The 23,231-nt window shown below is 58.8% G+C and carries 20 protein-coding genes and 1 pseudogene; 12 read left to right on the top strand and 9 right to left on the bottom strand.

Going from position 1 to position 23,231, the window contains the following annotated elements; translation table 11 throughout:
* Positions 1 to 26: 26 nt before the first annotated feature.
* The 3 genes from ABLV04_RS12500 to tolC form a co-directional block, all read right to left on the bottom strand.
* Positions 27 to 1,187, bottom strand: coding sequence for a glutathionylspermidine synthase family protein (locus tag ABLV04_RS12500; protein WP_072420622.1), 1,161 nt, complete (start codon positions 1,185 to 1,187; stop codon positions 27 to 29).
* A 5-nt stretch (positions 1,188 to 1,192) separates the two neighbouring features.
* A complete protein-coding gene (locus tag ABLV04_RS12495) occupies positions 1,193 to 1,864 on the bottom strand; it encodes a DUF1190 family protein (protein ID WP_002916849.1) in 672 nt (223 codons plus the stop codon).
* 167 nt (positions 1,865 to 2,031) lie between these two features.
* Complete coding sequence (gene tolC, locus ABLV04_RS12490; protein WP_032454074.1) at positions 2,032 to 3,492, bottom strand: outer membrane channel protein TolC; 1,461 nt, start codon at positions 3,490 to 3,492, stop codon at positions 2,032 to 2,034.
* A gap of 196 nt (positions 3,493 to 3,688) precedes the next feature.
* Between tolC and nudF the strand changes: the two genes are divergently transcribed.
* From nudF to parE, 5 genes are read left to right on the top strand one after another with little or no spacing between them, the layout of a single operon-like run.
* Positions 3,689 to 4,321: an ADP-ribose diphosphatase gene (gene nudF, locus ABLV04_RS12485; RefSeq protein WP_117136324.1), complete on the top strand. Its 633-nt coding sequence runs from the start codon at positions 3,689 to 3,691 to the stop codon at positions 4,319 to 4,321.
* Positions 4,318 to 4,740, top strand: coding sequence for a DUF1249 family protein (locus ABLV04_RS12480; RefSeq protein WP_004205239.1), 423 nt, complete (start codon positions 4,318 to 4,320; stop codon positions 4,738 to 4,740). The genes nudF and ABLV04_RS12480 overlap by 4 nt, the downstream gene beginning before the upstream one ends.
* A gap of 24 nt (positions 4,741 to 4,764) precedes the next feature.
* Entirely contained in the window at positions 4,765 to 5,592 is an 828-nt protein-coding gene (cpdA, locus tag ABLV04_RS12475; protein WP_004205237.1) for a 3',5'-cyclic-AMP phosphodiesterase, read from the top strand.
* Positions 5,592 to 6,167 carry an esterase YqiA gene (gene yqiA / locus ABLV04_RS12470; protein ID WP_004205236.1) on the top strand — a complete coding sequence of 192 codons (576 nt, stop codon included), beginning with the start codon at positions 5,592 to 5,594 and terminating at the stop codon, positions 6,165 to 6,167. Before cpdA ends, yqiA begins: the two co-directional genes overlap by 1 nt.
* A 30-nt stretch (positions 6,168 to 6,197) precedes the next feature.
* Positions 6,198 to 8,093 carry a DNA topoisomerase IV subunit B gene (gene parE / locus ABLV04_RS12465; protein WP_004205235.1) on the top strand — a complete coding sequence of 632 codons (1,896 nt, stop codon included), beginning with the start codon at positions 6,198 to 6,200 and terminating at the stop codon, positions 8,091 to 8,093.
* A gap of 73 nt (positions 8,094 to 8,166) precedes the next feature.
* Here the strand turns inward: parE and ABLV04_RS12460 are convergent, their stop codons facing one another.
* The 4 genes from ABLV04_RS12460 to qseB all read right to left on the bottom strand — a co-directional run bounded on the left by ABLV04_RS12460 (position 8,167) and on the right by qseB (position 11,256).
* Positions 8,167 to 8,481 (bottom strand): putative quinol monooxygenase, encoded by a 315-nt coding sequence (locus ABLV04_RS12460; protein WP_023291029.1) that lies wholly within the window; start codon positions 8,479 to 8,481, stop codon positions 8,167 to 8,169.
* Between the two features lie 81 nt (positions 8,482 to 8,562).
* Complete coding sequence (locus ABLV04_RS12455) at positions 8,563 to 9,144, bottom strand: NAD(P)H-dependent oxidoreductase (protein WP_023291028.1); 582 nt, start codon at positions 9,142 to 9,144, stop codon at positions 8,563 to 8,565.
* A gap of 106 nt (positions 9,145 to 9,250) precedes the next feature.
* Positions 9,251 to 10,600, bottom strand: a complete 1,350-nt coding sequence (gene qseC, locus ABLV04_RS12450; RefSeq protein ID WP_110237915.1) for a quorum sensing histidine kinase QseC — start codon at positions 10,598 to 10,600, stop codon at positions 9,251 to 9,253.
* Complete coding sequence (qseB, locus tag ABLV04_RS12445; protein WP_044524726.1) at positions 10,597 to 11,256, bottom strand: quorum sensing response regulator transcription factor QseB; 660 nt, start codon at positions 11,254 to 11,256, stop codon at positions 10,597 to 10,599. Before qseB ends, qseC begins: the two co-directional genes overlap by 4 nt.
* A gap of 149 nt (positions 11,257 to 11,405) precedes the next feature.
* Between qseB and ABLV04_RS12440 the strand changes: the two genes are divergently transcribed.
* From ABLV04_RS12440 to ABLV04_RS12415, 6 genes and pseudogenes are all read left to right on the top strand, one after another.
* Entirely contained in the window at positions 11,406 to 11,813 is a 408-nt protein-coding gene (locus ABLV04_RS12440) for a YgiW/YdeI family stress tolerance OB fold protein (protein WP_023291025.1), read from the top strand.
* Between the two features lie 77 nt (positions 11,814 to 11,890).
* Entirely contained in the window at positions 11,891 to 12,760 is an 870-nt protein-coding gene (locus ABLV04_RS12435) for an AraC family transcriptional regulator (RefSeq protein ID WP_044524725.1), read from the top strand.
* Positions 12,761 to 12,880: 120 nt separating this feature from the next.
* Positions 12,881 to 15,139, top strand: coding sequence for a DNA topoisomerase IV subunit A (parC, locus tag ABLV04_RS12430; RefSeq protein WP_004205224.1), 2,259 nt, complete (start codon positions 12,881 to 12,883; stop codon positions 15,137 to 15,139).
* Between the two features lie 191 nt (positions 15,140 to 15,330).
* A complete protein-coding gene (gene plsC / locus ABLV04_RS12425; protein ID WP_004205223.1) occupies positions 15,331 to 16,068 on the top strand; it encodes a 1-acylglycerol-3-phosphate O-acyltransferase in 738 nt (245 codons plus the stop codon).
* Positions 16,069 to 16,151: 83 nt separating this feature from the next.
* Positions 16,152 to 17,564: a cell division protein FtsP gene (gene ftsP / locus ABLV04_RS12420; RefSeq protein WP_023291023.1), complete on the top strand. Its 1,413-nt coding sequence runs from the start codon at positions 16,152 to 16,154 to the stop codon at positions 17,562 to 17,564.
* Positions 17,565 to 17,597: 33 nt separating this feature from the next.
* Positions 17,598 to 19,810 (top strand): annotated as a pseudogene (locus ABLV04_RS12415) (YgiQ family radical SAM protein); the annotation flags it as partial.
* A gap of 146 nt (positions 19,811 to 19,956) precedes the next feature.
* Here ABLV04_RS12415 and dkgA read toward each other — a convergent pair.
* Positions 19,957 to 20,784 carry a 2,5-didehydrogluconate reductase DkgA gene (gene dkgA, locus ABLV04_RS12410; RefSeq protein ID WP_004205220.1) on the bottom strand — a complete coding sequence of 276 codons (828 nt, stop codon included), beginning with the start codon at positions 20,782 to 20,784 and terminating at the stop codon, positions 19,957 to 19,959.
* A 144-nt stretch (positions 20,785 to 20,928) separates the two neighbouring features.
* A complete protein-coding gene (yqhD, locus tag ABLV04_RS12405) occupies positions 20,929 to 22,092 on the bottom strand; it encodes an alcohol dehydrogenase (protein ID WP_023291020.1) in 1,164 nt (387 codons plus the stop codon).
* Between the two features lie 196 nt (positions 22,093 to 22,288).
* Between yqhD and ABLV04_RS12400 the strand changes: the two genes are divergently transcribed.
* Positions 22,289 to 23,188, top strand: coding sequence for an AraC family transcriptional regulator (locus ABLV04_RS12400; RefSeq protein ID WP_032454066.1), 900 nt, complete (start codon positions 22,289 to 22,291; stop codon positions 23,186 to 23,188).
* Positions 23,189 to 23,231: the final 43 nt, after the last annotated feature.

Raw genomic sequence — 23,231 nt, 5'->3', positions numbered from 1 at the left:
GGCGGTATCGTCGCCGGAGCGCGACATTATTCGACGAAAATGTGCGGATAGAAGCGCGACAGATCCTGGGTAATCAGCGCCCGGTCTTCACGAATGCCGATCCCGGCGGGCTGATCGTTGATGAGCCAGCTGCCAATCAGCGTGTAGCTGTCACCAAACTTCGGCAGCGGATAAAATTCCTGCACGATTGTGCCTTCTTCTCCGTACGGGCCTTCCACGGCTTCCAAAACTTTGCCATTCTCAACGATCGACACGTTGGCGCCTTCGCGGGAGAAGATTGGCTTAATGACGTACTTCTCCATCTCCGGATGGGCATCTTCGCTGAAGTAAGCCGCCAGCAGATTCGGATGATTAGGGAACATTTCCCACAGCATCGGCAGCAGCGCTTTGTTGGAGATGATGCTCTTCCACGCCGGCTCCAGCCAGCGGACGCCGGCGTCTTCCAGCTTGGTGGAAAACATCTCCCGCAGCATAAACTCCCACGGATAGAGCTTGAACAGGTTGCCAATCACCTGATCCTGGAGATCGGTAAACTGGCCTTTTTCACCCAGACCAATATCTTCGATGTAGAGGAATTCCGTTGCCAGCCCCGCCTCGGCGGCGCAGTCCTGCAGATATTGCACGGTGCCGCGATCTTCAACGGTATCGCGGCAGCAGGCCATATGCAGCAGCTGGAAGCCAAACTGCTCGCGCAGCTCACCGAAGCGATCGATTAGCTTTTCCTGCAGGCTGTTGAACTGATCGCTGCCCGCCGGCAGCTTGCCGGCGTTGAGCTGGTCTTCCAGCCAGATCCACTGAAAGAAGGCCGCTTCATATAGCGAGGTCGGCGTGTCGGCATTGTTCTCCAGCAGTTTCGGCTCGCCGACGCCATCCCAGGCCAGGTCGAGACGTGAGTAGAGTGACGGCTGGTTGGTTTTCCACGACTGGCGCACAAAGCCCCAGGTGTGTTTAGGGATGCGGAATTTGGCCATCAGCTCATCGCTGGCGATCACTTTTTCCACCACCTGAAGACACATCTGATGCAGCTCGGCGGTGACCTCCTCCAGCTTTTCCACCTGGGCGAGGCTCAGCTTGTAATAAGCCTCTTCGCTCCAGTAGGGCTCGCCGTACATGGTGTGGAAGTTGAAGCCGTATTCGGTCGCTTTCTCGCGCCAGTCCGGGCGCTCGGTAATGCTAACTCTTTCCATGTTGCTTAGCCGCCCATTGAGCGAGAAGAGGAGGTGGAGCCTGCGGCGCTACGCTGCATGGTTGACTGCTTCGCCACCGACTCGCCGAAGCCCCCGCGGGTGACGGTGGTGGTGGTCGCTGGCTTCGGCGCCATCGCGGTTTTCGGCACGTTCATGGTGCGGCCCGGCTGGGCGGCGCCATAGCTCTTGCCGCTGGCGTCAGTGTACTGACCGTAGGCCGGGCTGGCCGGGTTTTTGGAGCTGAACAGCGGTTGCTGTTGCGCCATGCCGCCGCCCATCAGGCGACCCATCATGTAGCCGGCCATCAGCGGCATCCAGAAGCTGCCGCTGCTTTGCGCCTGCGCCTGGTTTTCCGGGGCGACGCCCGCCTGGGCAGGCGTTTGCTGGCACTGGCCTTCGCCAAACTCGGCGACGCAGTCTTCGCGGGTGGCATATTTCGGCGCGGTGCGCTCTGCCTCTTTCACCGCGTTGGTGTAGGCCGTGGTGCATTCGGCTGCTTTGCCCGGGTTGGCGGCGGAGCAGTCATCGGCGTTCTGGTACAGCGAGACCGTTTCGTCGCTTTTTTCACAACCGGCAAGCATAAAGACCGCGGTGACGGCCAGGGCGACCGGCGTCAGGTGGCGTGCGCTCCAGCTTTTGCGGAACGACGAATGATTAATATTTTTTGTCCGTTTCATATTTGTCTTCCAGGACCCAGTGGTATGGCGTGTGTTAACGCTCAGGATAGAGGATGAGTGGTGGAAAATGAAGCGAAGAGGGGCGCTAAGCGGGGGATCTTTACGTTGCCTTACGTTTAACGCATCGCCTGTCCGGCGGACAGGCGATGCGCGTCACAGTATGAGAATTACTGACGGAACGGATTGCTGCCGCTGCTTTGGGTCGTCGTCCGTGCAGACGCCGGCTTCACGGCCGCGGTCGTGTTGCCGTAACCGTCGGCAGTGGCATCCTGCTGCGGATTTTCCGGCGCGACGCTGTCCGCGGAGGTGGAGATCGGTTTGCCCAGGGTGTTGTTCAGGGCGACCAGATCCTGCTCGTTCAGCGTACCTAACGCCGACTTGATGTTCAGCTCGTTGATCAGGTAGTTGTAGCGCGCATTCGAGAGCTGCTGTTTGGCGTTGTACAGCGTGGTGGTGGCGTCAAGGACGTCAACGATAGTACGGGTACCCACCGAGTAGCCAGCTTCCATCGCATCCAGGGAGCTTTGCGCAGAGACCACCGCCTGTTTGTAGGCGTTGATGCTGCTGATAGAGGCATTCACGTTGTTAAACGAAGAACGCACGGTCTGGACCACGCTGCGGTGAGCGCTTTCCAGCTGCTCGCTGGCGCCGACGAAGTTGTACTGCGCCTGTTTAACCTGCGAGTTAACCATCCCGCCCTGATACAGCGGCATGGAGAAGCTCAGGCCGATTTTGTTCTGACCGATATCAGCATCTTGCGCGATGCTGTTTGAGCCGCTGTAGCGGTTGTTGGAAACGCCCGACGAGGCATTCAAATCCAGGGTCGGCAAATGGCCGTCCTGCGCCTGGCGAATCTGCTCGCGGGCCAGATCCTGGCTCAGACGCGCCTGCAGCAGCGACAGGTTGCGGTTCTCCGCTTCCTTCAGCAGGGCGTTCACCGCCTGCGGTTTGCTGGTTTTGAAGCCGTCTACGTTCAGGGAGGCCAGCTCCGGGTAGTAGTTGCCGGTAACCTGGCGCAGCTCTTCCACGGCGTTGTCGAGATCGTTACGCGCGGTCACTTCGTTCGCCAGCACGGCGTCGTATTGTGAACGGGCGTTCTGCACGTCGGTGATCGCCACCAGACCGACGTTAAAGCGCTGGGTGGTTTGATCCAACTGGCGGTAAATAGCCTGTTTCTGCGCTTCGGTATAAGAGAGCGTGTCGATGGCGGCCAGCACTTTGAAGTAGGCCGTCGCGGTATTCAGAATCAGCGTTTGCTGATCGGTCTGATACGTGACATCCTGAATGCCTGCCGTTTTTTCCTGCAGCGTCAGGGCGCGCCATTTCGACATATCAAACAGAACCTGCGTTAACTGCAGCGAGCCGCTGGTGACGTTAGAATTCTGGTCTTTATAATCACGGAAGCCGCTGGTATAGGTATAATCCGCTCCCAGCCCGAGCTGAGGCAGTAATGGACTGCGCGCTTCGTTGATCTTTTCGAACGCGGCGTCACGATCGGCTGCCGATTTACGCAGATCGGGGTTGCTGATGCGCGCCTGCTGGTAAACCTGAAGCAGGTTTTCCGCCTGGCTCATGGCGCTGAACCCGGTCAGGCTCAGGCCGATAAGAATGGGGAGCAATTTCTTCATTTGCATTCCTTGTTGTGAAGCATTTAGCGCTGGTCTAATTCTAAGAAAAATTCCGCTGATTGTATCGATTCTGCCGCCGTAAAAAGTTGGCGTTACGTGCCATCCGGCGGTAATTTGCACCAATCTAACATACGGACCGTAAAACGGTAGCCAAACGGTCTGGAAATCCCTCATTTCGGATTAGCAGGACATGACAATGAGCAAACCCATTCACCAGGGAATTACCTTCTCCAAAAATGATGTAGAAATTATTGCACGCGAAACGCTGTATCGTGGTTTTTTTTCGCTCGATTTATACCGTTTTCGCCACCGTCTGTTTAACGGCGGCATGAGCGGCGAAGTCACCCGTGAAATTTTTGAGCGCGGTCATGCCGCCGTCTTGCTACCCTTTGACCCGGTGCGGGACGAAGTGGTGCTGGTCGAACAAATCCGTATCGCCGCCTATGATACCAGCGAGAGCCCTTGGCTGCTGGAAATGGTCGCCGGCATGATCGAGGCGGGTGAGACGGTAGAAGATGTCGCCCGTCGGGAAGCGCTGGAGGAGGCCGGACTTGAAGTTGGGCGGACGAAACCAATATTAAGCTATCTGGCCAGTCCTGGCGGCACCAGCGAACGGTTATCGCTCCTGGTGGGCGAAGTTGATGCATCGACGGCAAAAGGCATTCACGGCCTGGCCGAGGAAAATGAGGATATTCGGGTGCATGTGGTGAGCCGGGAGCAGGCTTACCAGTGGGTAGAAGAGGGGAAAATCGACAACGCAGCCTCTGTCATCGCCTTGCAATGGCTGCAATTGCATTATCACAATTTACGAAACGAGTGGACAAAATGAAGCGTTATACACCTGACTTCCCTGAGATGATGCGCCTGTGCGAGACCAATTTCGCCCAGTTGCGCCGCCTGTTGCCGCGAACGGATGCAGCGGGTGAGAAGGTGAGCTATCAGGTGGGAAGCGCGCAATATCGGTTAACGATAACGGAATCAACCCGCTACACTACTCTGGTGGCGATAGAGCAGACTCTGCCAGCGGTGAGCTACTGGAGTCTGCCGTCGATGACCGTTCGCCTCTACCATGACGCCATGGTGGCCGAAGTGTGTTCGAGTCAGCAGATCTTTCGCTTCAAAGCGCGATATGATTATCCTAATAAAAAGTTGCATCAACGCGACGAAAAGCATCAAATTAACCAGTTTCTGGCCGACTGGCTGCGTTACTGTTTAGCACATGGAGCGATGGCGATTCCGGTTTGTTAGCGTCGTTAAACCTAAGGACACCATTTGGAAAGCCTGTTAAACCTACCTCTGGCTGGTGAGGCCAGAGTCAGGATCTTACAAATTACTGATACTCACCTGTTTGCTGAAAAACATGAAACGTTGTTAGGCATCAATACCTGGGAAAGCTATCAGGCCGTACTGTCGGCCATTCATGCCTCACAGCGTCCATGCGATTTGATTGTCGCAACAGGCGATTTGGCGCAGGATCACTCCTCCGCGGCCTACCAGCATTTTGCTGAGGGCATCGCGAGTTTCGCTGCACCCTGCGTCTGGCTACCGGGCAACCATGATTTCCAGCCGGCGATGTACAGCACCCTGCAGGAGTCGGGCATTTCCCCCGCCAAGCGCGTGTTTCTCGGCGACCACTGGCAGATCCTGCTGCTGGACAGCCAGGTGTTTGGCGTTCCCCATGGCGAGCTGAGCGACTTCCAGCTGGAATGGCTCGAACATAAGCTGGCGGAGGCGCCGGAGCGTTATACCTTACTCCTGCTGCATCATCATCCGCTGCCGGCCGGCTGCAGCTGGCTGGATCAACACAGTCTGCGCAACGCCGGCGCGCTGGACAGCGCGCTGAGCGCCTGGCCGCGGGTGAAGCATCTGCTGTGCGGCCATATTCATCAGGAGCTGGATCTCGACTGGAATGGCCGACGTATGATGGCGACGCCGTCGACCTGCGTTCAGTTCAAACCGCACTGCGCCAATTTCACCCTCGATACGGTGTCGCCGGGCTGGCGCTGGCTGGAGCTTCACCCTGACGGAACGCTGACCACCGAAGTGTGCCGCCTGGAAGGCGCGGCGTTTCATCCGGATATTGCTTCAGAAGGCTACTGATGGCGACGCTCCTTTATCTGCACGGCTTTAACAGTTCTCCGCGCTCGGCGAAGGCGACGGCGTTAAAGACCTGGCTGGCGCAGCACTATCCTGAGATCGCCATGGTGGTGCCGGAGCTGCCGCCTTACCCGGCGGAAACGGCGGAGCTGCTGGAGTCCATCGTGCTGGAGCACGGCGGCGAGCCGCTGGGGGTCGTAGGGTCGTCGCTGGGCGGCTACTACGCCACCTGGCTGTCGCAGTGCTTTATGCTGCCAGCGGTAGTGGTTAACCCGGCGGTGCGGCCGTTTGAGCTGCTGAACAATTTTCTCGGCCACAATGAGAATCCATACACCGGGCAGCAATATGTGCTAGAGTCTCGCCATATTTACGATCTCAAAGTCATGCAAATCGACCCGCTCGAAGCGCCGGATTTACTCTGGCTGCTGCAGCAGACCGGGGATGAAGTGCTTGATTACCGCCAGGCCGTTCATTACTACGCCTCCTGCCGGCAGACGGTGGAGGAGGGCGGTAATCACGCATTTGTCGGCTTTGACGATCATTTCACTCAGATTATCGAATTTCTCGGCCTGCGCTAAACGGCCCTGAACGACCTACGAATACACACCATGACGCAATCTTCATATAACGCTGATGCCATTGAGGTACTCACCGGGCTAGAGCCGGTGCGCCGCCGTCCGGGCATGTATACCGACACCACCCGTCCTAACCATCTTGGTCAGGAAGTGATTGATAACAGTGTGGACGAAGCGCTGGCAGGCCATGCTAAACGCGTGGAAGTGATCCTGCACGCCGACCAGTCCCTCGAGGTGATTGACGACGGGCGCGGGATGCCGGTCGACATTCACCCGGAAGAGGGGGTGCCGGCGGTTGAACTGATCCTCTGCCGGCTGCACGCGGGCGGTAAGTTTTCCAACAAAAATTACCAGTTTTCCGGCGGTCTGCACGGGGTGGGGATTTCGGTGGTCAACGCCCTGTCAAAACGCGTGGAGGTCAACGTGCGTCGCGACGGTCAGGTCTACAGCATCGCCTTTGAGAATGGTGAGAAAGTAGAGGACCTGCACGTCACCGGCACCTGCGGTAAACGCAACACCGGGACCAGCGTCCATTTCTGGCCGGACGAAAGCTTCTTCGATAGCCCGCGCTTCTCCGTTTCGCGTTTGACCCACTTGTTAAAAGCGAAAGCGGTGCTGTGCCCGGGCGTGGAAATTGTTTTCCGCGACCAGGTCAACAACAGCGAGCAGAGCTGGTGCTATGCCGATGGCCTTAACGACTACCTGAGCGAAGCGGTGAACGGCCTGCCGCTGCTGCCGGAAAAACCTTTCGTCGGCACCTTCTCCGGCGAGACGGAAGCGGTGGACTGGGCGCTGCTGTGGCTGCCGGAAGGCGGCGAGCTGCTGACCGAGAGCTACGTCAACCTGATCCCGACCATGCAGGGCGGGACGCACGTCAACGGCCTGCGTCAGGGGCTGCTGGACGCGATGCGTGAGTTCTGCGAGTACCGTAATATCCTGCCGCGCGGGGTGAAACTGTCGGCGGAAGATATCTGGGATCGCTGCGCCTACGTGCTGTCGGTGAAGATGCAGGATCCGCAGTTCGCCGGGCAAACCAAAGAGCGCCTGTCGTCGCGCCAGTGCGCGGCGTTCGTCTCCGGCGTGGTGAAAGACGCCTTCAGCCTGTGGCTGAACCAGAACGTGCAGGCCGCGGAGCTGCTGGCGGAGATGGCCATTTCCAGCGCCCAGCGCCGTCTGCGCGCCGCCAAGAAAGTGGTGCGCAAAAAGCTGACCAGCGGTCCGGCGCTGCCGGGTAAGCTGGCCGACTGCACCGCCCAGGATCTGAACCGTACCGAGCTGTTCCTCGTCGAAGGGGATTCGGCGGGCGGTTCAGCCAAGCAGGCGCGCGATCGTGAATATCAGGCGATCATGCCGCTGAAAGGCAAGATCCTGAATACCTGGGAAGTCTCTTCCGATGAAGTGTTAGCTTCGCAAGAAGTACACGACATTTCGGTGGCGATTGGGATTGACCCGGATAGCGATGATTTAAGCCAGCTGCGCTACGGAAAAATTTGTATTCTGGCGGATGCGGACTCCGATGGCCTGCACATCGCCACGCTGCTGTGCGCGCTGTTTGTGAGACATTTCCGTACCCTGGTGAAAGAGGGGCACGTCTACGTGGCGCTGCCGCCGCTGTACCGTATCGACCTCGGCAAAGAGGTCTACTACGCGCTGACGGAAGAAGAAAAAACTGGTGTGCTGGAGCAGCTGAAGCGTAAGAAGGGCAAGCCAAACGTCCAGCGCTTTAAAGGTCTCGGCGAGATGAACCCGATGCAGCTGCGGGAAACCACCCTCGACCCGAATACCCGCCGCCTGGTGCAGCTGGTGATCAGCGATGAGGATGAGCAGCAGACCACGGCGATGATGGATATGCTGCTGGCCAAGAAGCGTTCCGAAGATCGTCGCAACTGGCTGCAGGAGAAGGGCGATATGGCGGACCTGGAAGTGTAAGACCGCGCGCTGCGCCAGACGTAAAAGGGAGCCTCAGGCTCCCTTTTCTTATTTCGTTTCTGCGTCAGCGGGCTTAGACGCCGGCCTGCAGGATACGGATGTTGGTCTCCAGCACATCGCCTTTGACCGCTTCCGACCAGGCTTTCATGTGCGGGGTCTGCAGGTGCGCTTCAAGATGCGCGACGCTTTCCCACTGTTCCACCATGACGATAGAGTCAGGAGCGGTGGTCTGGAAGCTGACGCCAGCGGCATGATCCACCATGGGCGCATAGCCGTGGCAGCCGGCTTCCTGCAAAACGGTCGGAATAATTTTCGCGAACTGATCGAGAACCGCCTGGCGGTGGTGCTGGCCCGGGCGGGTACGGATTTCTGCAATCACTGTTAACATGGTTAACTCAACTCCTTCTGTGTGGATCTTGTCATACTCCAGGTTCGAATAACTCGAAATATGTAGAGCATAGACCCCTAGTTAACCAAAAATTTCCGCCAGATGCTTGCGATATTCTGCGATATACCGTGGGACATCAGGCATTTTAATCACGTCGTTGGCGATAAAGGTTGGCAGCGCCTCCATACCCAGGAACTGGTTGGCTTTATGGAACGGCAGGTAAACGCCGTCAACGCCGACGCCGTGGAAGAACTGTTCTTCGTCGGTGAAGGCTTCCATCGGCGCGTTCCAGGTCAGGGAGAGCATATATTTTTTCCCTTGCACCAGGCCGCCGGAGCCATATTTTTTGCTGGCGTCGGAGCGGGTACGGCCATCGCTGGCGTACAGCGAGCCGTGGCCTTCGGTAAAGACGTCATCCATATATTTTTTCACCGTCCACGGGGCGCCCATCCACCAGCCCGGCATCTGCCAGATCACCACATCGGCCCAGAGGAAATTCTGCACTTCGGCTTTTACGTCGTACTCGCTGTCGGCGCGAACGCTTTTAACATCGTGTCCGGCGTCGCGCAGATAACTCTCCGCGACCTCGGTCAGGGTGTCGTTCAGCTGGCCATTCGAGTGCGCGAATTTTTTTGCGCCATTGATAATCAGGATGTTGCTCATCATTTGTCCTCAATCTTGAAAATTTGCCGACGATCTTACCCCGCGAAGCGGGGCAGTAAAATGAGCAAAATGTGCAAAGTCTTTTGCTAAATGAGCAATAATATCCTTACCAGTCAACGCGGGCTTCGAAGCCGCCGTCGCGGGCATTGGCAAACTCGACGCGCATGCCGTGCAGCGAGGCGATGCGCCGGACGATCGACAAGCCCAGGCCGCTGCCCGTAGCGTCCTGACCCGGCGGGCGGTAGAAACGCTCGCCGATGCGCGCCAGCGCCTGCGGGCTGATGCCGGGGCCGTTATCGCGTACCCGAAACTCTCGGGCGTTGAGGGTGATATCGACCTGGCTGCCGCGCGGGCTGTAGCGTACCGCGTTATCCAGCAGATTGCGCACCAGCAGGCTGAGGAGCAGCGGCTGGCCGGTGCGGGAGATGCCAGAGACATTAAGATGCAGGCGCAGCTCAATCCCGGCCTGCTGCGCCGGGTGGTACATCTCCATTACCGCCGACTGCAGCAGATCGTCGATGGCGACCGGCTGCACGTCGTCCAGCTGGGCGAGCGAGTCCAGCCGCGACAGCGTCAGCAGCTGATCCACCAGACGGGTGGCGCGATCGATCCCGTGATGGAGCTGAGCCAGGGCTTTCTCACGCCCTTGTGGATCGTCCAGAGAGAGCTGGGCGACTTCAGTCTGCACCTTCAGCGCCGCCAGCGGGCTGCGCAGCTCGTGGGCGGCATCAGAGGTAAACCGACGCTCGCGCAGCATGACGTCGTGGGTGCGCTGGAACAGCTGATTCAGCGCCTCGACCAGCGGGCGGACTTCAGTGGGGATCTTCTCCACGCTGAGCGATTCCGCCGAGTCCGGCGCGCGCAGGCGCAGCGTGCGCGCCAGATGTTTCAACGGCGCCAGTTCGCGGCTTAACAGCACGATGAGCAGCACGAACATCAGCGGCAGGGCGATCATCCACGGCGTTAGCTGCGAGGTAACAATGTCCATCGCCATTTCGCGGCGATAATCCCACTCCTGGCCGACGGCGATACGGTGGCGGCCATCGGCGGTGGTTAACCACAGGAAGCGCCACTCGTCATCATCGCCGCGCAGGTAGCCATCGCTGAAACCCTCGCGCTGCGAGTGCCATTGAATATCCTCCCCGTTTTCGCCGTCGTTAAGCACCATTTTGCCGTCGCGGGTGAAGATGGCGAATGCCAGCGCATCGTCGTCGATATGCCCGTGGCGCACCTTTTTCTTTTCCCCGAGCGATGCCGGCGGGGCGCGGAGCTCTTCGAAATTCATGACGCTCAGGCGGCGGGCGAACAGCAGCTGCTGGGTATCAAACAGCTTATCCAGCTTTTTACTGGTCTGCTGCCAGGCGATCACGCTGGCCACCCCCCAGGCGGCGGCGGTCAGCACGGCAAACAGCAGCGTCAGACGCAGGCGCAGGCTCAGGCGGGCAAGTCGTTTCATGCGTCACCCAGGGTATAGCCGATGCCGTGGACGGTGCGGATAAATTCACTGCCGAGTTTGCGGCGCAGATGATGGACGTGAACTTCCACGGCGTTGCTGGAGACCTCGTCGTCCCAGGTGTAGAGCTTTTCTTCAATAAGCTTACGCGGCAGTACGCGCCCGGCGTTACGCAGCAGCAGTTCCAGCAGGGCGAACTCCTTCGGCTTCAGCGTCAGGCTTTCGCCGTCGAGGCTGGCGGTTAAGCGGTTCGGGTCAAGGCTCACCTTGCCGTGGCGCAGCTCGCTGCTGCTCTGGCCGTGGGCGCGGCGGATCAATGCTTCGAGGCGGGCCGCTACCTCAATCAGGGCGAAAGGTTTGCACAGATAATCATCGGCGCCCAGGCGCAGCCCCTCCACCCGCTGGCTGAGCGCATCGCGGGCGGTGAGGATCAGCACCGGCTCATGGCGGCCTTTGTCGCGCCACTCGCGCAGAATATCGAGGCCATCGATGCCGGGAAGGGTGAGATCAAGAATTGCCGCGTCGTAGGGGGCGCTGTATAAGGCGTTTTTGCCCTCCAGCCCGGCGGTAAACCAGTCGATGCTGAAGCCCATTTTGCTCAGCCCGGCCTTGATGCCATCGCCGATTAACTTGTCATCTTCCACCAATAATATGCGCATTTTCCCTCCTGCCAACCCGGCTGCTCTGCGCAGTAAACCGCGTTGCGACCGGGGTTGTACAGCATTAAAATTTCTTTTTTCCCCTTAAGAAGTCGTTAAGTTTTGTCGGGCGTAATAGGAGCCATATCAACACGAAGGGAGAACACATCATGAAGAAAATTGCTGCGATGACCGCGATCGTTGCCCTGGTTTCCATGCCGGTGCTGGCTGCCGGACAGGGCGGGTATACCGGTCCTTCTGCGACCACACCGGCAAGTTCGACCACCCAGGGCGGCGGATTTACCGGCCCGAGCGGCGCGGTCACCACCGTCACCAATGTCAAATCGCTGCGGGACGATACCTGGGTGACCCTGCGGGGCAAAATTACCGAGCGCGTGTCCGACGATCTGTATAAGTTCCAGGATGCTACCGGGGTGATCAATGTCGATATCGACCACAAACGCTGGAACGGCGTCACCGTCGGCCCGCAGGACACGGTAGAAATTCAGGGGGAAGTCGATAAGGACTGGAACTCGGTGGAGATCGACGTTAAACAGATCCGTAAAATCACGCCATAAGTCTCCGGCGGATAAGCGCAAGATCGGTCAGGAATCGCTATCCTCGCTCTGTCAGAGTATGTCGCGAGGAGGAGACGATGAACGATATTAAGGCCAGCCCGGCGTATGTCGGGCGCTTCCAGCGCGTCTGTAGATACATTGCGCGTCATCTTGATGAGCCGCTGTCGCTGGAGGCGCTGAGCGCGATAGCGCACAGTTCGCCTTACCATTTTCACCGGCAATTTAGCGCGTATACCGGCATTCCCTTGTACCGGTATATTCAGTGGTTACGTCTGCGACGCGCCTGTTGGCGCCTGGCGTTCAACCCCCGCGATAAAATCATCGACATTGCCCTTGATGCCGGATTTCAGAATGCGGAGTCGTTCAGCCGTGCCTTCCGTACCGCGTTTGACCAAAGCCCGACCCAGTTCCGTCAGCAACCGGACTGGGCCGAGTGGCATCGACGCGTACCGAAACATACGCTACAGGAGCAAACGTCGATGGACGTCAATATCATTTCGTTCCCCACCACCCGGGTAGCCGTCCTGCAACATCGTGGCAGCCCGGACCTTGTCAACGCCACCGCCGCGCGTTTTATCGCCTGGCGTAAGACGAGCGGATTATCGCCCGTTGCCACCAGCGAAACCTGGGGGATCGCCTGGGACGATCCGCAGACTACCCCGCAGGAGGCATTTCGTTTTGATCTCTGCGGTACGGTCGAACGGCCGGTTGGTGAAAACGCCTTTGGCGTGATTAACGGCGAAATCCCCGGCGGACGCTGCGCCCTCGTGCGCCATCACGGCTCGCTGGACACCCTGGCGAACAGCGTTTGGTATCTCTATCGCGACTGGTTACCCGCTTCAGGCGAGACGTTACGGGATTTTCCGGTCTACTTCCGTTACCACAATTTTGTCCACCAAGTGGCTGAGCATGAGCTGCAAACCGATATTTATCTGCCGCTGGCCTGATTAAGGTGACGGAATCCTCAACCGATCTCACGGCCTGTGACTCAGGGCGTGAGATCGGGTATTATCGCGGGTAGTTTTGCCGTCCGAACGGTCGGTACCCAGATTGAGGATCCACGATTAATGAGCGATATGGCAGAGCGCCTTGCGCTGCATGAATTTACGGAAAATGCTTACCTGAACTACTCCATGTACGTGATCATGGACAGGGCATTACCGTTTATTGGCGATGGCTTAAAACCGGTCCAGCGTCGCATCGTCTATGCGATGTCCGAACTGGGGTTGAACGCCAGCGCCAAATTCAAAAAGTCCGCCCGCACCGTCGGCGACGTGCTGGGTAAATATCACCCACACGGCGACAGCGCCTGCTATGAAGCGATGGTGCTGATGGCGCAACCCTTCTCCTATCGCTATCCGCTGGTGGATGGCCAGGGGAACTGGGGGGCGCCGGACGATCCGAAATCCTTCGCCGCCATGCGTTACACCGAATCCCGCCTGTCGAAGTATGCCGAGCTGCTGCTCAGCGAGCTGGGGCAGGGGACGGTCGACTGGGTGCCAAACTTTGACGGTACGCTGCAGGAGCCGAAAATGCTGCCGGCGCGCCTGCCAAACATCCTGCTCAACGGCACCACCGGCATCGCGGTGGGCATGGCGACCGATATTCCACCTCACAACCTGCGTGAAGTGGCGAAAGCGGCGATTACGCTGATTGAGCAGCCGAAAACGACCCTCGACGAACTGCTGGATATCGTGCAGGGACCGGATTTCCCGACCGAGGCGGAGATCATCACTTCGCGGGCGGAAATTCGCAAAATCTACCAGAACGGACGCGGCTCAGTGCGCATGCGCGCGGTATGGAGCAAAGAGGACGGCGCGGTAGTGATCAGCGCGCTGCCGCACCAGGTCTCCGGCGCCAAAGTACTGGAGCAGATTGCCGCGCAGATGCGCAATAAAAAGCTGCCGATGGTGGACGACCTGCGCGACGAATCGGACCACGAAAATCCGACCCGCCTGGTGATCGTCCCGCGCTCCAACCGGGTGGATATGGAGCAGGTGATGAACCACCTGTTCGCCACCACCGATCTGGAGAAGAGCTACCGCATCAACCTCAATATGATCGGTCTCGACGGCCGCCCGGCGGTAAAAAACCTGCTGGAGATCCTCAGCGAATGGCTGGTGTTCCGTCGCGATACCGTACGTCGCCGTCTGAACCACCGGTTAGAGAAGGTCCTTAAGCGCCTGCATATCCTTGAAGGTTTGCTGGTGGCGTTCCTCAATATTGATGAAGTCATCGAGATCATCCGCACGGAAGATGAGCCGAAGCCAGCCCTGATGTCGCGCTTTGCCATCAGCGAAACCCAGGCGGAAGCGATTCTGGAACTGAAACTGCGCCATCTCGCCAAACTGGAAGAGATGAAGATCCGCGGCGAGCAGAACGAGCTGGAAAAAGAGCGCGATCAGCTGCAGGCGATTCTGGCCTCTGAACGTAAGATGAACAACCTGCTGAAGAAAGAGCTGCAGGCCGATGCCGATGCTTTCGGCGACGATCGCCGCTCGCCGCTTCACGAGCGTGAAGAAGCGAAAGCGATGAGCGAGCATGATATGCTGCCGTCTGAGCCGGTCACCATCGTTCTGTCGCAGATGGGCTGGGTGCGCAGCGCCAAAGGGCACGACATCGACGCCCAGGGGCTGAGCTATAAAGCGGGCGACAGCTGGAAAGCCTCGGCGAAGGGCAAGAGCAACCAGCCGGTGGTGTTTATCGATACCACCGGGCGCAGCTATGCCATCGATCCGATTACCCTGCCCTCGGCGCGTGGCCAGGGTGAGCCGCTGACCGGCAAGCTGACGCTGCCGCCGGGCGCGACCGTGGAACATATGCTGATGGAAGGCGACGATCAGAAACTGCTGATGGCCTCCGACGCCGGCTACGGTTTTGTCTGCACCTTCAACGATCTGGTGGCGCGCAACCGCGCCGGCAAAGCGTTGATCACCCTGCCTGACAACGCGCATGTGATGCCGCCGCTGGTCATTGAGGACGAGTCCGATATGCTGTTGGCCATCACCGCCGCCGGGCGGATGCTGATGTTCCCGGTCAGCGATCTGCCGCAGCTGTCGAAAGGCAAGGGCAACAAAATCATCAACATTCCTGCGGCGGAAGCCGCCGCCGGCCAGGACGGTCTCGCACATCTGTTTGTCCTGCCGCCGCAGAGTACGCTGACCATTCATGTCGGCAAACGGAAGATCAAACTGCGTCCGGAAGAGCTGCAAAAAGTCACCGGCGAGCGCGGCCGCCGCGGTTCGCTGATGCGCGGGCTGCAGAAGATTGACCGTGTTGAAATTGACTCGCCGCGCCGCGCCGCGGCAGGCGATAGCGAAGAGTAAGCGCTTCTCCTCCCGTCTTTGACGGGAGGAGGCGAAAAAAAGCCGCAAAATCGTTGTTTATTCAGGCGTTGCGATTAACAATGTCCATCATCAGGGGCCCAGGAAGAACGGTCCCGGCCTGCGCAGAACTTGTGAGCCTGCCTTCTGCCAGCAGCGAATAATTCTAAGCGGTTTGGGTTTTAGAGGTAGCTATGCTATTCATTTTTCGAGTAATTTTCGTGGTCATTTATTGCATCGTAGTGTGCATACTTGGCTGTCTGTACTGCTTGTTCAGCCCGCGTAATCCAAAACACGTTGCCACTTTCGGCCATCTGTTTGGCCGCTTATCCCCGGTGTTTGGTCTGAAGGTGGAGCTGCGCAAACCTGCCGATGCGGAAAGCTATGGCAACGCGATCTACATCGCTAACCACCAGAACAACTATGATATGGTGACGGCATCTAACATCGTGCAGGCCCCGACGGTCACCGTGGGGAAAAAGAGCCTGTTGTGGATCCCGTTCTTTGGCCAGCTGTACTGGCTGACCGGTAATCTGCTGATTGACCGCAATAACCGAACCAAAGCGCACGGCACCATTGCCGAGGTCGTCAACGCCTTTAAAAAGCGTAAAATTTCGTTCTGGATGTTCCCGGAAGGGACCCGCAGCCGTGGTCGCGGTCTGCTGCCGTTTAAAACCGGCGCCTTCCACGCGGCTATTGCCGCCGGCGTGCCGATTATTCCGGTGTGTGTCTCGAATACATCGAATAAAATAAAGCTCAATCGCTGGAACAACGGTCTGGTGATTGTGGAAATGCTGCCGCCGGTGGATACCAGCCAGTTCGGTAAAGACAACGTCCGCGCGCTGGCGACGCATTGCCGCGAGCTGATGGCCGCCAAAATCGCTGAGCTGGACAACGAAGTGGCCGAGCGCGAAGCGGCCGGTAAGCAATAAGACAGGAAACGCCGCCAACGCGCGCGTATTGCTGGCGGGAAACGAATTCCCTTTTTCATTTGTCAGTATGTCATGGAGTTAATATGTCACTCAGTCGGCGTCAGTTTATTAAGGCTTCCGGCGTAGCGCTGTGCGCTGGCGCCGCGCCGCTGAAGGCCCATGCCGCCGGCCAGCAGCCTGCGCTGCCGGTTCCGCCGCTGCTGGAGTCCCGTCGCGGTCAGCCGCTGTTTCTGACGCTGCAGCGTTCGCACTGGTCGTTTACGCCAGGCACCCGCGCCCCCGTCTGGGGGATCAATGGCCGCTATATGGGGCCGACGATCCGCGTCTGGAGCGGGGACGACGTCAAGCTTATCTACAGCAACCGTCTGACGGAGAACGTCGCGATGACCATCCGCGGCCTGCAGGTGCCTGGCCCGCTGATCGGCGGCGCGGCGCGCATGATGTCGCCGAACGCCGACTGGGCGCCGGTGCTGCCGATCCGTCAGAGTGCGGCGACGCTGTGGTACCAGGCCAATACGCCGAACCGGATGGCGAAGCAGGTCTATAACGGTCTGGCCGGCATGTGGCTGGTGGAGGATGAGGTGAGCAAGAACCTGCCGATCCCTAACCACTATGGCGTCGATGACTTCCCGGTGATAATTCAGGACAAACGGCTGGATAACTTCGGCACGCCGGAATATAGCGAACCGGGCAGCGGCGGCTTCGTCGGCGATACGCTGCTGGTCAATGGCGTGCAGAGCCCCTATGTCGAAGTGTCCCGCGGCTGGGTGCGTCTGCGCCTGCTGAACGCTTCCAACTCCCGGCGCTATCAGCTACAGATGAGCGATGGTCGACTGCTGCATGTCATTTCCGGCGACCAGGGGTTCCTGCCGGCGCCGGTTTCGCTCAAGCAGCTGTCGCTGGCGCCGGGGGAACGGCGTGAAATTCTGGTCGATATGACCAACGGCGATGAAGTGTCCATTACCTGCGGCGAAGCGGCGAGCATCGTCGACCGTATCCGCGGCTTTTTTGAACCGTCCAGCATTCTGGTCTCCACGCTGGTGCTGACCCTGCGCCCTACCGGGCTGCTGCCGCTGGTCACCGACAGCCTGCCGGCGCGTCTGCTGCCGACTGAGCTGCTCTCCGGCACGCCGATCCGCAGCCGGGATATCACGCTCGGCGACGATCCGGGGATTAACGGCCAGCTGTGGGATCCGCAGCGTATCGATATCACGGCGCAGCAGGGGACCTGGGAGCGCTGGACGGTGCGCGCCGACCGCCCGCAGTCGTTCCATATTGAAGGGGTAATGTTCCAGATCCGTAACGTCAACGGCTCGACCCCTTTCCCGGAAGACCGCGGCTGGAAGGACACCGTGTGGGTCGACGGGCAGGTCGAACTGCTGGTCTACTACGCCCAGCCGTCGTGGCCGCACTTCCCGTTCCAGTATCTGAGCCAGACGCTGGAGCTGGCCGACCGCGGTTCGATTGGCCAGATGCTGGTGAATCCCGCACCGTAAACTCTTCGACCCTGGCCGGCATACGGTCAGGGTTTGAGAAAATCCTCCTTCATTTCCACTATCATTCCGGCTTATAATCCACGCCCTTTTGGTTATTTTTTTATCATTTCCCCGGAAGCAATATGAGCGCAATATCCCTGATCCAACCGGATCGTGACCTTTTTTCCTGGCCGCAATACTGGGCTGCCTGTTTTGGCCCTGCGCCATTTTTACCGATGTCGCGTGAAGAGATGGATCAACTTGGCTGGGATAGCTGCGACATTATTCTGGTCACCGGCGACGCCTACGTCGACCACCCGAGCTTCGGGATGGCTATCTGCGGCCGCATGCTGGAAGCGCAGGGGTTCCGCGTGGGGATCATCTCCCAACCGGACTGGAACACCAAAGACGACTTCATGCGTCTGGGCAAACCGAACCTGTTCTTCGGGGTGACCGCCGGCAACATGGACTCGATGATCAACCGCTACACCGCCGACCGTAAGCTGCGCCATGACGACGCTTACACCGCCGGCAACGTGGCGGGCAAGCGCCCGGACCGCGCCACCCTGGTGTATACCCAGCGCTGTAAAGAGGCGTGGAAAGATGTGCCCGTGATCCTCGGCGGCATCGAAGCCAGCCTGCGCCGTACCGCGCATTATGATTATTGGTCCGATACCGTGCGCCGCTCGGTGCTGGTGGACTCCAAGGCCGATATGCTGATGTTCGGCAACGGCGAGCGTCCGCTGGTGGAAGTGGCCCATCGCCTGGCGATGGGCGAAACCATCGACCAGATCCGCGATGTGCGCAATACCGCCATCATGGTGAAAGAGGCTCTCCCGGGCTGGAGCGGCGTAGACTCCACCCGTCTGGATACCCCGGGCAAAATCGACCCCATCCCGCACCCGTATGGTGAAGATCTGCCGTGCGCCGATAACAAACCGGTCGCGCCGAAGAAACAGGAAGCGAAAAGCATCACTGTGCAGCCGCCGCGGCCAAAACCGTGGGAAAAAACCTATGTGCTGCTGCCTTCTTTCGAGAAGGTGAAAGGCGATAAGGTCCTGTACGCTCACGCCTCGCGCATTCTGCACCATGAAACCAACCCCGGCTGCGCCCGGGCGCTGATGCAAAAGCACGGCGAGCGCTACATCTGGATCAACCCGCCGGCAATCCCGCTCTCCACTGAAGAGATGGACAGCGTCTTCGCCCTGCCTTACAAGCGGGTGCCGCATCCTTCCTATGGCGATGCGCGCATCCCGGCGTATGAGATGATCCGTTTCTCGATCAACATCATGCGCGGCTGCTTCGGCGGGTGTTCGTTCTGCTCGATCACCGAGCACGAAGGACGCATTATCCAGAGCCGTTCAGAGGATTCGATCATCAATGAGATCGAAGCTATTCGCGACACGGTGCCGGGCTTTACCGGCGTGATCTCCGATCTCGGCGGACCCACCGCCAACATGTATATGCTGCGCTGCAAATCGCCACGCGCCGAGCAGACCTGCCGCCGACTCTCCTGCGTCTACCCGGATATCTGCCCGCACATGGATACCAACCATGAGCCGACGATCAATCTTTACCGTCGCGCCCGCGAGCTGAAGGGCATCAAAAAGATCCTTATCGCCTCCGGGGTACGCTATGACATCGCGGTCGAAGATCCGCGCTATATCAAAGAGCTGGCGACCCACCACGTCGGCGGCTATCTGAAGATCGCGCCGGAGCATACCGAAGAGGGCCCGCTGTCGAAGATGATGAAGCCGGGAATGGGCAGCTACGACCGCTTTAAAGAGCTGTTCGACACCTATTCGAAGCAGGCGGGTAAAGAGCAGTATCTGATCCCGTACTTTATCTCCGCCCACCCGGGGACCCGTGATGAAGACATGGTGAACCTGGCGCTGTGGCTGAAGAAGCACCGCTTCCGTCTCGACCAGGTGCAGAACTTCTATCCGTCGCCGCTGGCGAACTCGACCACCATGTATTACACCGGCAAAAACCCGCTGGGCAAGATCGGCTATAAGAGTGAAGAGGTGGTGGTGCCGAAGGGCGATAAACAGCGCCGTCTGCACAAAGCGCTGCTGCGCTATCACGATCCGGCCAACTGGCCGCTGATCCGTCAGGCGCTGGAGGCGATGGGCAAGAAACACCTGATTGGCTCACGTCGCGACTGCCTGGTGCCGGCGCCGACTCTGGATGAGATGCGCGAAGCGCGTCGCCAGAACCGTCATACCCGCCCGGCGCTGACCAAGCACACGCCGATTGTGCATCAGCGTTCTAACGGTGGCGCAACGGCGAAAAAGCCCGTTAAACGGGGTAAAGTCGCCGGGCGTTAAGCCTGACTTTGCGCCCGGCAGCGTTTCGCTGGCCGGGCGGTTTCTCAAGCCGGACACGCGTCAGCGCTGCCCGGCTTTTTTACCTGTTATCCGCCGAACTGATCCGGGTCGGGCCCCAGACGCTTGCCCTGATCCAGTTTGGCAATCTCCCCCAATTCTTCTTTATCCAGGCGGAAATCCCAGACGTTAAAGTTTTCGGCGATGCGCGACGGCGTGACGGATTTGGGGATCACTACCAGACCGCTGTCGAGATGCCAGCGGATGACAATCTGCGCCGGCGTTTTGCCATATTTATCAGCCAGCTGATGGATAACTTTCTGATCGAAGACGCCCTTACCCCCTTGGGCCAGCGGGCTCCAGGATTCGGTCTGGATCTTGTGGGTGGCGTTCCAGGCGTGCAGCTGCCGCTGCTGCAGCAGCGGATGCAGCTCTATCTGGTTGATCACCGGCGCAACCCCGGTTTCATCAATCAGCTTCTGCAGATGCGGCACCTGGAAATTACACACGCCGATGCTCTTCGCCAGCCCCTGCTGCTGCAGCTCAATCAGCGCCTGCCAGGCCTCGACGTAATGGCCGATAGCCGGCACCGGCCAGTGGATTAAATAGAGATCCACATAGTCCAGCTTCAGCTTGCTGAGACTCTCTTTCAGCGCCTCGTGCGGCCGTTTTTGATCGTCGTTCCACAGCTTGGTGGTGATGAATAGCTCATCGCGATTGACGCCAGCGCTTTGCAGGGCGTTGCCGACGCCAGCCTCATTTTGGTACGCGGCGGCGGTGTCAAAAGAGCGATAACCGACTTCCAGCGCCTTATGAATGGCGGAGACGACTTCCTCGTTGCCAGCTTTCCACACGCCGAGACCCAGCTGCGGCATCAGGTTGCCGTCGTGTAGTTTTATAACGGTTGGATGTGTCATGCCTTCCTCCTGTTAATGAACTCGGCGAAGCAGGATCCGCCGAGGGGTAGCATTAAGTCTGGACGAAATAGCTAAAAACGGTAGTAAAAACACCTCTCCCCGACGTTTGTTTAACGTAAGGGGAGGTGAATCAGGCGGGGTAACTTAGCGGGCAGCCTCGTAGATACGACGGCTGACGTCCAGGGTGATATCCTGGCGCTCGCCCAGCTTGGTCATGCCGTGCTCTTCCAGTTTCGCCAGCAGCGCCGGGATGGAGCTACCGTCGAGACCGTAATCGGAGAGGCGGGTCGGCACGCCCATCTGCTCGAAGAACTGGCGCGTCGCGGCGATGGCGGCATCGATGCGCTGGTCGTCTGAGCCCTCGGTGATATGCCACACGCGCTCCGCATATTGCAGCAGCTTCTCGCGCTTGGTATCGCGCTTCTCATTCCACAGCGCCGGCAGAACGATAGCCAGCGTCTGGGCGTGATCGAGACCATGCATCGCCGTCAGTTCGTGACCAAGCATATGCGTTGCCCAGTCCTGCGGCACGCCAGCGCCGATCAGGCCGTTCAGCGCCTGGGTCGCGGCCCACATAATGTTGGCGCGCACGTTATAGTTTTCCGGCTCCTGCAGCGCTTTCGGGCCATCCTCGATCAGGGTCAGGAGAATGCCTTCGGCGAAGCGGTCCTGAATTTTGCCGTCAACCGGGTAGGTGACGTACTGTTCGACGGTATGGACGAAGGCGTCAACCACGCCGTTGGCGACCTGGCGCGGCGGCAGGGTATAGGTGTAGACCGGATCGAGGATCGCGAACTGCGGCTGAACATGGGAAGACATAAACGCGCGTTTGTCGCCGGTGGTTTTCCGCGAAATCACCGCCCCTTTGTTTGATTCAGAACCGGTCGCCGGCAGAGTGAGAACCGAGCCCATTGGAATGGCGCTGGCGATCTTACTGCCATAGGTTTCCAGAATTTCCCACGGATCGATATTGGCGTCATAGTGGGCTGCTGCCGCGATAAATTTGGTGCCATCCAGCACCGAACCGCCGCCGACCGCCAGCAGGAAGGTGACCTTCTCTTCGCGGGCGAGCTTCACCGCATTCATCAGGGTTTCGTAAGACGGGTTCGGCTCGATGCCGCCAAATTCAAGGACGTCCAGGCCATTCAGGGCGGTCAGTACCTGATCCAGGACGCCCGTTTTTTTCACGCTGCCGCCGCCGTAGGTGATCAGTACGCGAGCTTCCGCCGGGATCTGTTCACGCAGTTTTTCAATCGCGCCTTTGCCAAACAGAATGCGGGTTGGGGTATGCAGGTCAAAATTATTCATTGCTTGAATCCTCAAAAGAGTAAAACCGCCGACAGGGACGATACCGCTGCCCGATGACGGTTATTGTGGTCCTGGCGCCGTTGCCCCTCAATGCACATTTCTGCCTATGTCTTGCCTATTTCTCCATATGGCTGGAGAATTCGCGGCGGCCTGCGCACAATGTACGGGTGAAGAAACATCGGGAGAGACGGTGGTAATGCAACACGCAGAGATATGTCAGACACTGACAGAGAAGGTTAACCAGCTGAAAGATAAGCACGAAATGTTAAGTTCGCTGCTACCCGACGTCCGCCTGCTGTACGGGACGCAGCCGGGACCGCGGATGCCGGTGATGTACCAGCCGGGGATCGTTTTTCTCTTTTCTGGCCATAAAATTGGTTATATCAATGAGCGGACGTTTCGCTACGATACAAACGAATATCTGCTGCTGACCGTACCGCTGCCTTTCGAATGCGAAACCTTTGCCACCCCGGAGGTGCCCCTGGCCGGCATGCGCCTGAACGTCGATATCCTGCAGCTGCAGGAGCTGCTGATGGATATTGGCGAGGATCCGCTGTTTCAGCCCGCCGTCGCCTCCAGCGGGATAAACTCCGCAGTGCTCTCGGAGGATATCTTGTGCGCTGCTGAACGGCTGCTCGACGTGATGGAGCGGCCGCTGGACGCGCGGATCCTTGGCAAGCAGATCGTCCGCGAAATTCTCTACTATGTGCTGACGGGACCCTGCGGCGGCGCGCTGCTGGCGCTGGTCAGCCGGCAGACCCACTTCAGCCTGATTAGCCGCGTACTCAAGCATATCGAGAGTCAATACACCGAAAACCTCAGCGTCGATCGGCTGGCGGCGGAAGCGAATATGAGCGTATCGGCGTTTCACCATAATTTTAAATCGGTGACCAGCACTTCGCCGCTGCAGTATCTGAAAACCTACCGTCTGCACAAGGCGCGCATGCTGATGATCCATGACGGGATGAAGGCCAGCGCGGCAGCGATACAGGTGGGCTATGAAAGCCCTTCCCAGTTCAGTCGCGAGTTTAAGCGCTACTTCGGGATGACGCCCGGGGAAGACGCCGCGCGTATTCGTACGATGCAGGGAATGTAATACCGGGGAGGGAGCAGGCCGGGCGGGCGCAGCCCCCCGGCAG

The organism is Klebsiella sp. JN_Kp127 (assembly GCF_040062505.1).
GTDB lineage: Bacteria > Pseudomonadota > Gammaproteobacteria > Enterobacterales > Enterobacteriaceae > Klebsiella > Klebsiella quasipneumoniae.
The sequence above is the reverse complement of the archived record's forward strand: the minus strand, read 5'-3'. Positions and strand labels throughout refer to the sequence as shown.

What these genes read in the sequence shown, in the direction of transcription:
- ABLV04_RS12400 (WP_032454066.1), top strand. Translation starts at nt 22,289, where the DNA reads ATGCAACACGCAGAGATATGTCAGACACTGACAGAGAAGGTTAACCAG.
- ABLV04_RS12495 (WP_002916849.1), bottom strand. Translation starts at nt 1,864, where the DNA reads ATGAAACGGACAAAAAATATTAATCATTCGTCGTTCCGCAAAAGCTGG.
- nudF (WP_117136324.1), top strand. Translation starts at nt 3,689, where the DNA reads ATGAGCAAACCCATTCACCAGGGAATTACCTTCTCCAAAAATGATGTA.
- yqiA (WP_004205236.1), top strand. Translation starts at nt 5,592, where the DNA reads ATGGCGACGCTCCTTTATCTGCACGGCTTTAACAGTTCTCCGCGCTCG.
- tolC (WP_032454074.1), bottom strand. Translation starts at nt 3,492, where the DNA reads ATGAAGAAATTGCTCCCCATTCTTATCGGCCTGAGCCTGACCGGGTTC.
- yqhD (WP_023291020.1), bottom strand. Translation starts at nt 22,092, where the DNA reads ATGAATAATTTTGACCTGCATACCCCAACCCGCATTCTGTTTGGCAAA.
- ABLV04_RS12435 (WP_044524725.1), top strand. Translation starts at nt 11,891, where the DNA reads ATGAACGATATTAAGGCCAGCCCGGCGTATGTCGGGCGCTTCCAGCGC.
- ABLV04_RS12500 (WP_072420622.1), bottom strand. Translation starts at nt 1,187, where the DNA reads ATGGAAAGAGTTAGCATTACCGAGCGCCCGGACTGGCGCGAGAAAGCG.
- ABLV04_RS12480 (WP_004205239.1), top strand. Translation starts at nt 4,318, where the DNA reads ATGAAGCGTTATACACCTGACTTCCCTGAGATGATGCGCCTGTGCGAG.
- ABLV04_RS12455 (WP_023291028.1), bottom strand. Translation starts at nt 9,144, where the DNA reads ATGAGCAACATCCTGATTATCAATGGCGCAAAAAAATTCGCGCACTCG.
- ABLV04_RS12460 (WP_023291029.1), bottom strand. Translation starts at nt 8,481, where the DNA reads ATGTTAACAGTGATTGCAGAAATCCGTACCCGCCCGGGCCAGCACCAC.
- plsC (WP_004205223.1), top strand. Translation starts at nt 15,331, where the DNA reads ATGCTATTCATTTTTCGAGTAATTTTCGTGGTCATTTATTGCATCGTA.
- qseC (WP_110237915.1), bottom strand. Translation starts at nt 10,600, where the DNA reads ATGAAACGACTTGCCCGCCTGAGCCTGCGCCTGCGTCTGACGCTGCTG.
- parE (WP_004205235.1), top strand. Translation starts at nt 6,198, where the DNA reads ATGACGCAATCTTCATATAACGCTGATGCCATTGAGGTACTCACCGGG.
- parC (WP_004205224.1), top strand. Translation starts at nt 12,881, where the DNA reads ATGAGCGATATGGCAGAGCGCCTTGCGCTGCATGAATTTACGGAAAAT.
- dkgA (WP_004205220.1), bottom strand. Translation starts at nt 20,784, where the DNA reads ATGACACATCCAACCGTTATAAAACTACACGACGGCAACCTGATGCCG.
- ftsP (WP_023291023.1), top strand. Translation starts at nt 16,152, where the DNA reads ATGTCACTCAGTCGGCGTCAGTTTATTAAGGCTTCCGGCGTAGCGCTG.
- ABLV04_RS12440 (WP_023291025.1), top strand. Translation starts at nt 11,406, where the DNA reads ATGAAGAAAATTGCTGCGATGACCGCGATCGTTGCCCTGGTTTCCATG.
- qseB (WP_044524726.1), bottom strand. Translation starts at nt 11,256, where the DNA reads ATGCGCATATTATTGGTGGAAGATGACAAGTTAATCGGCGATGGCATC.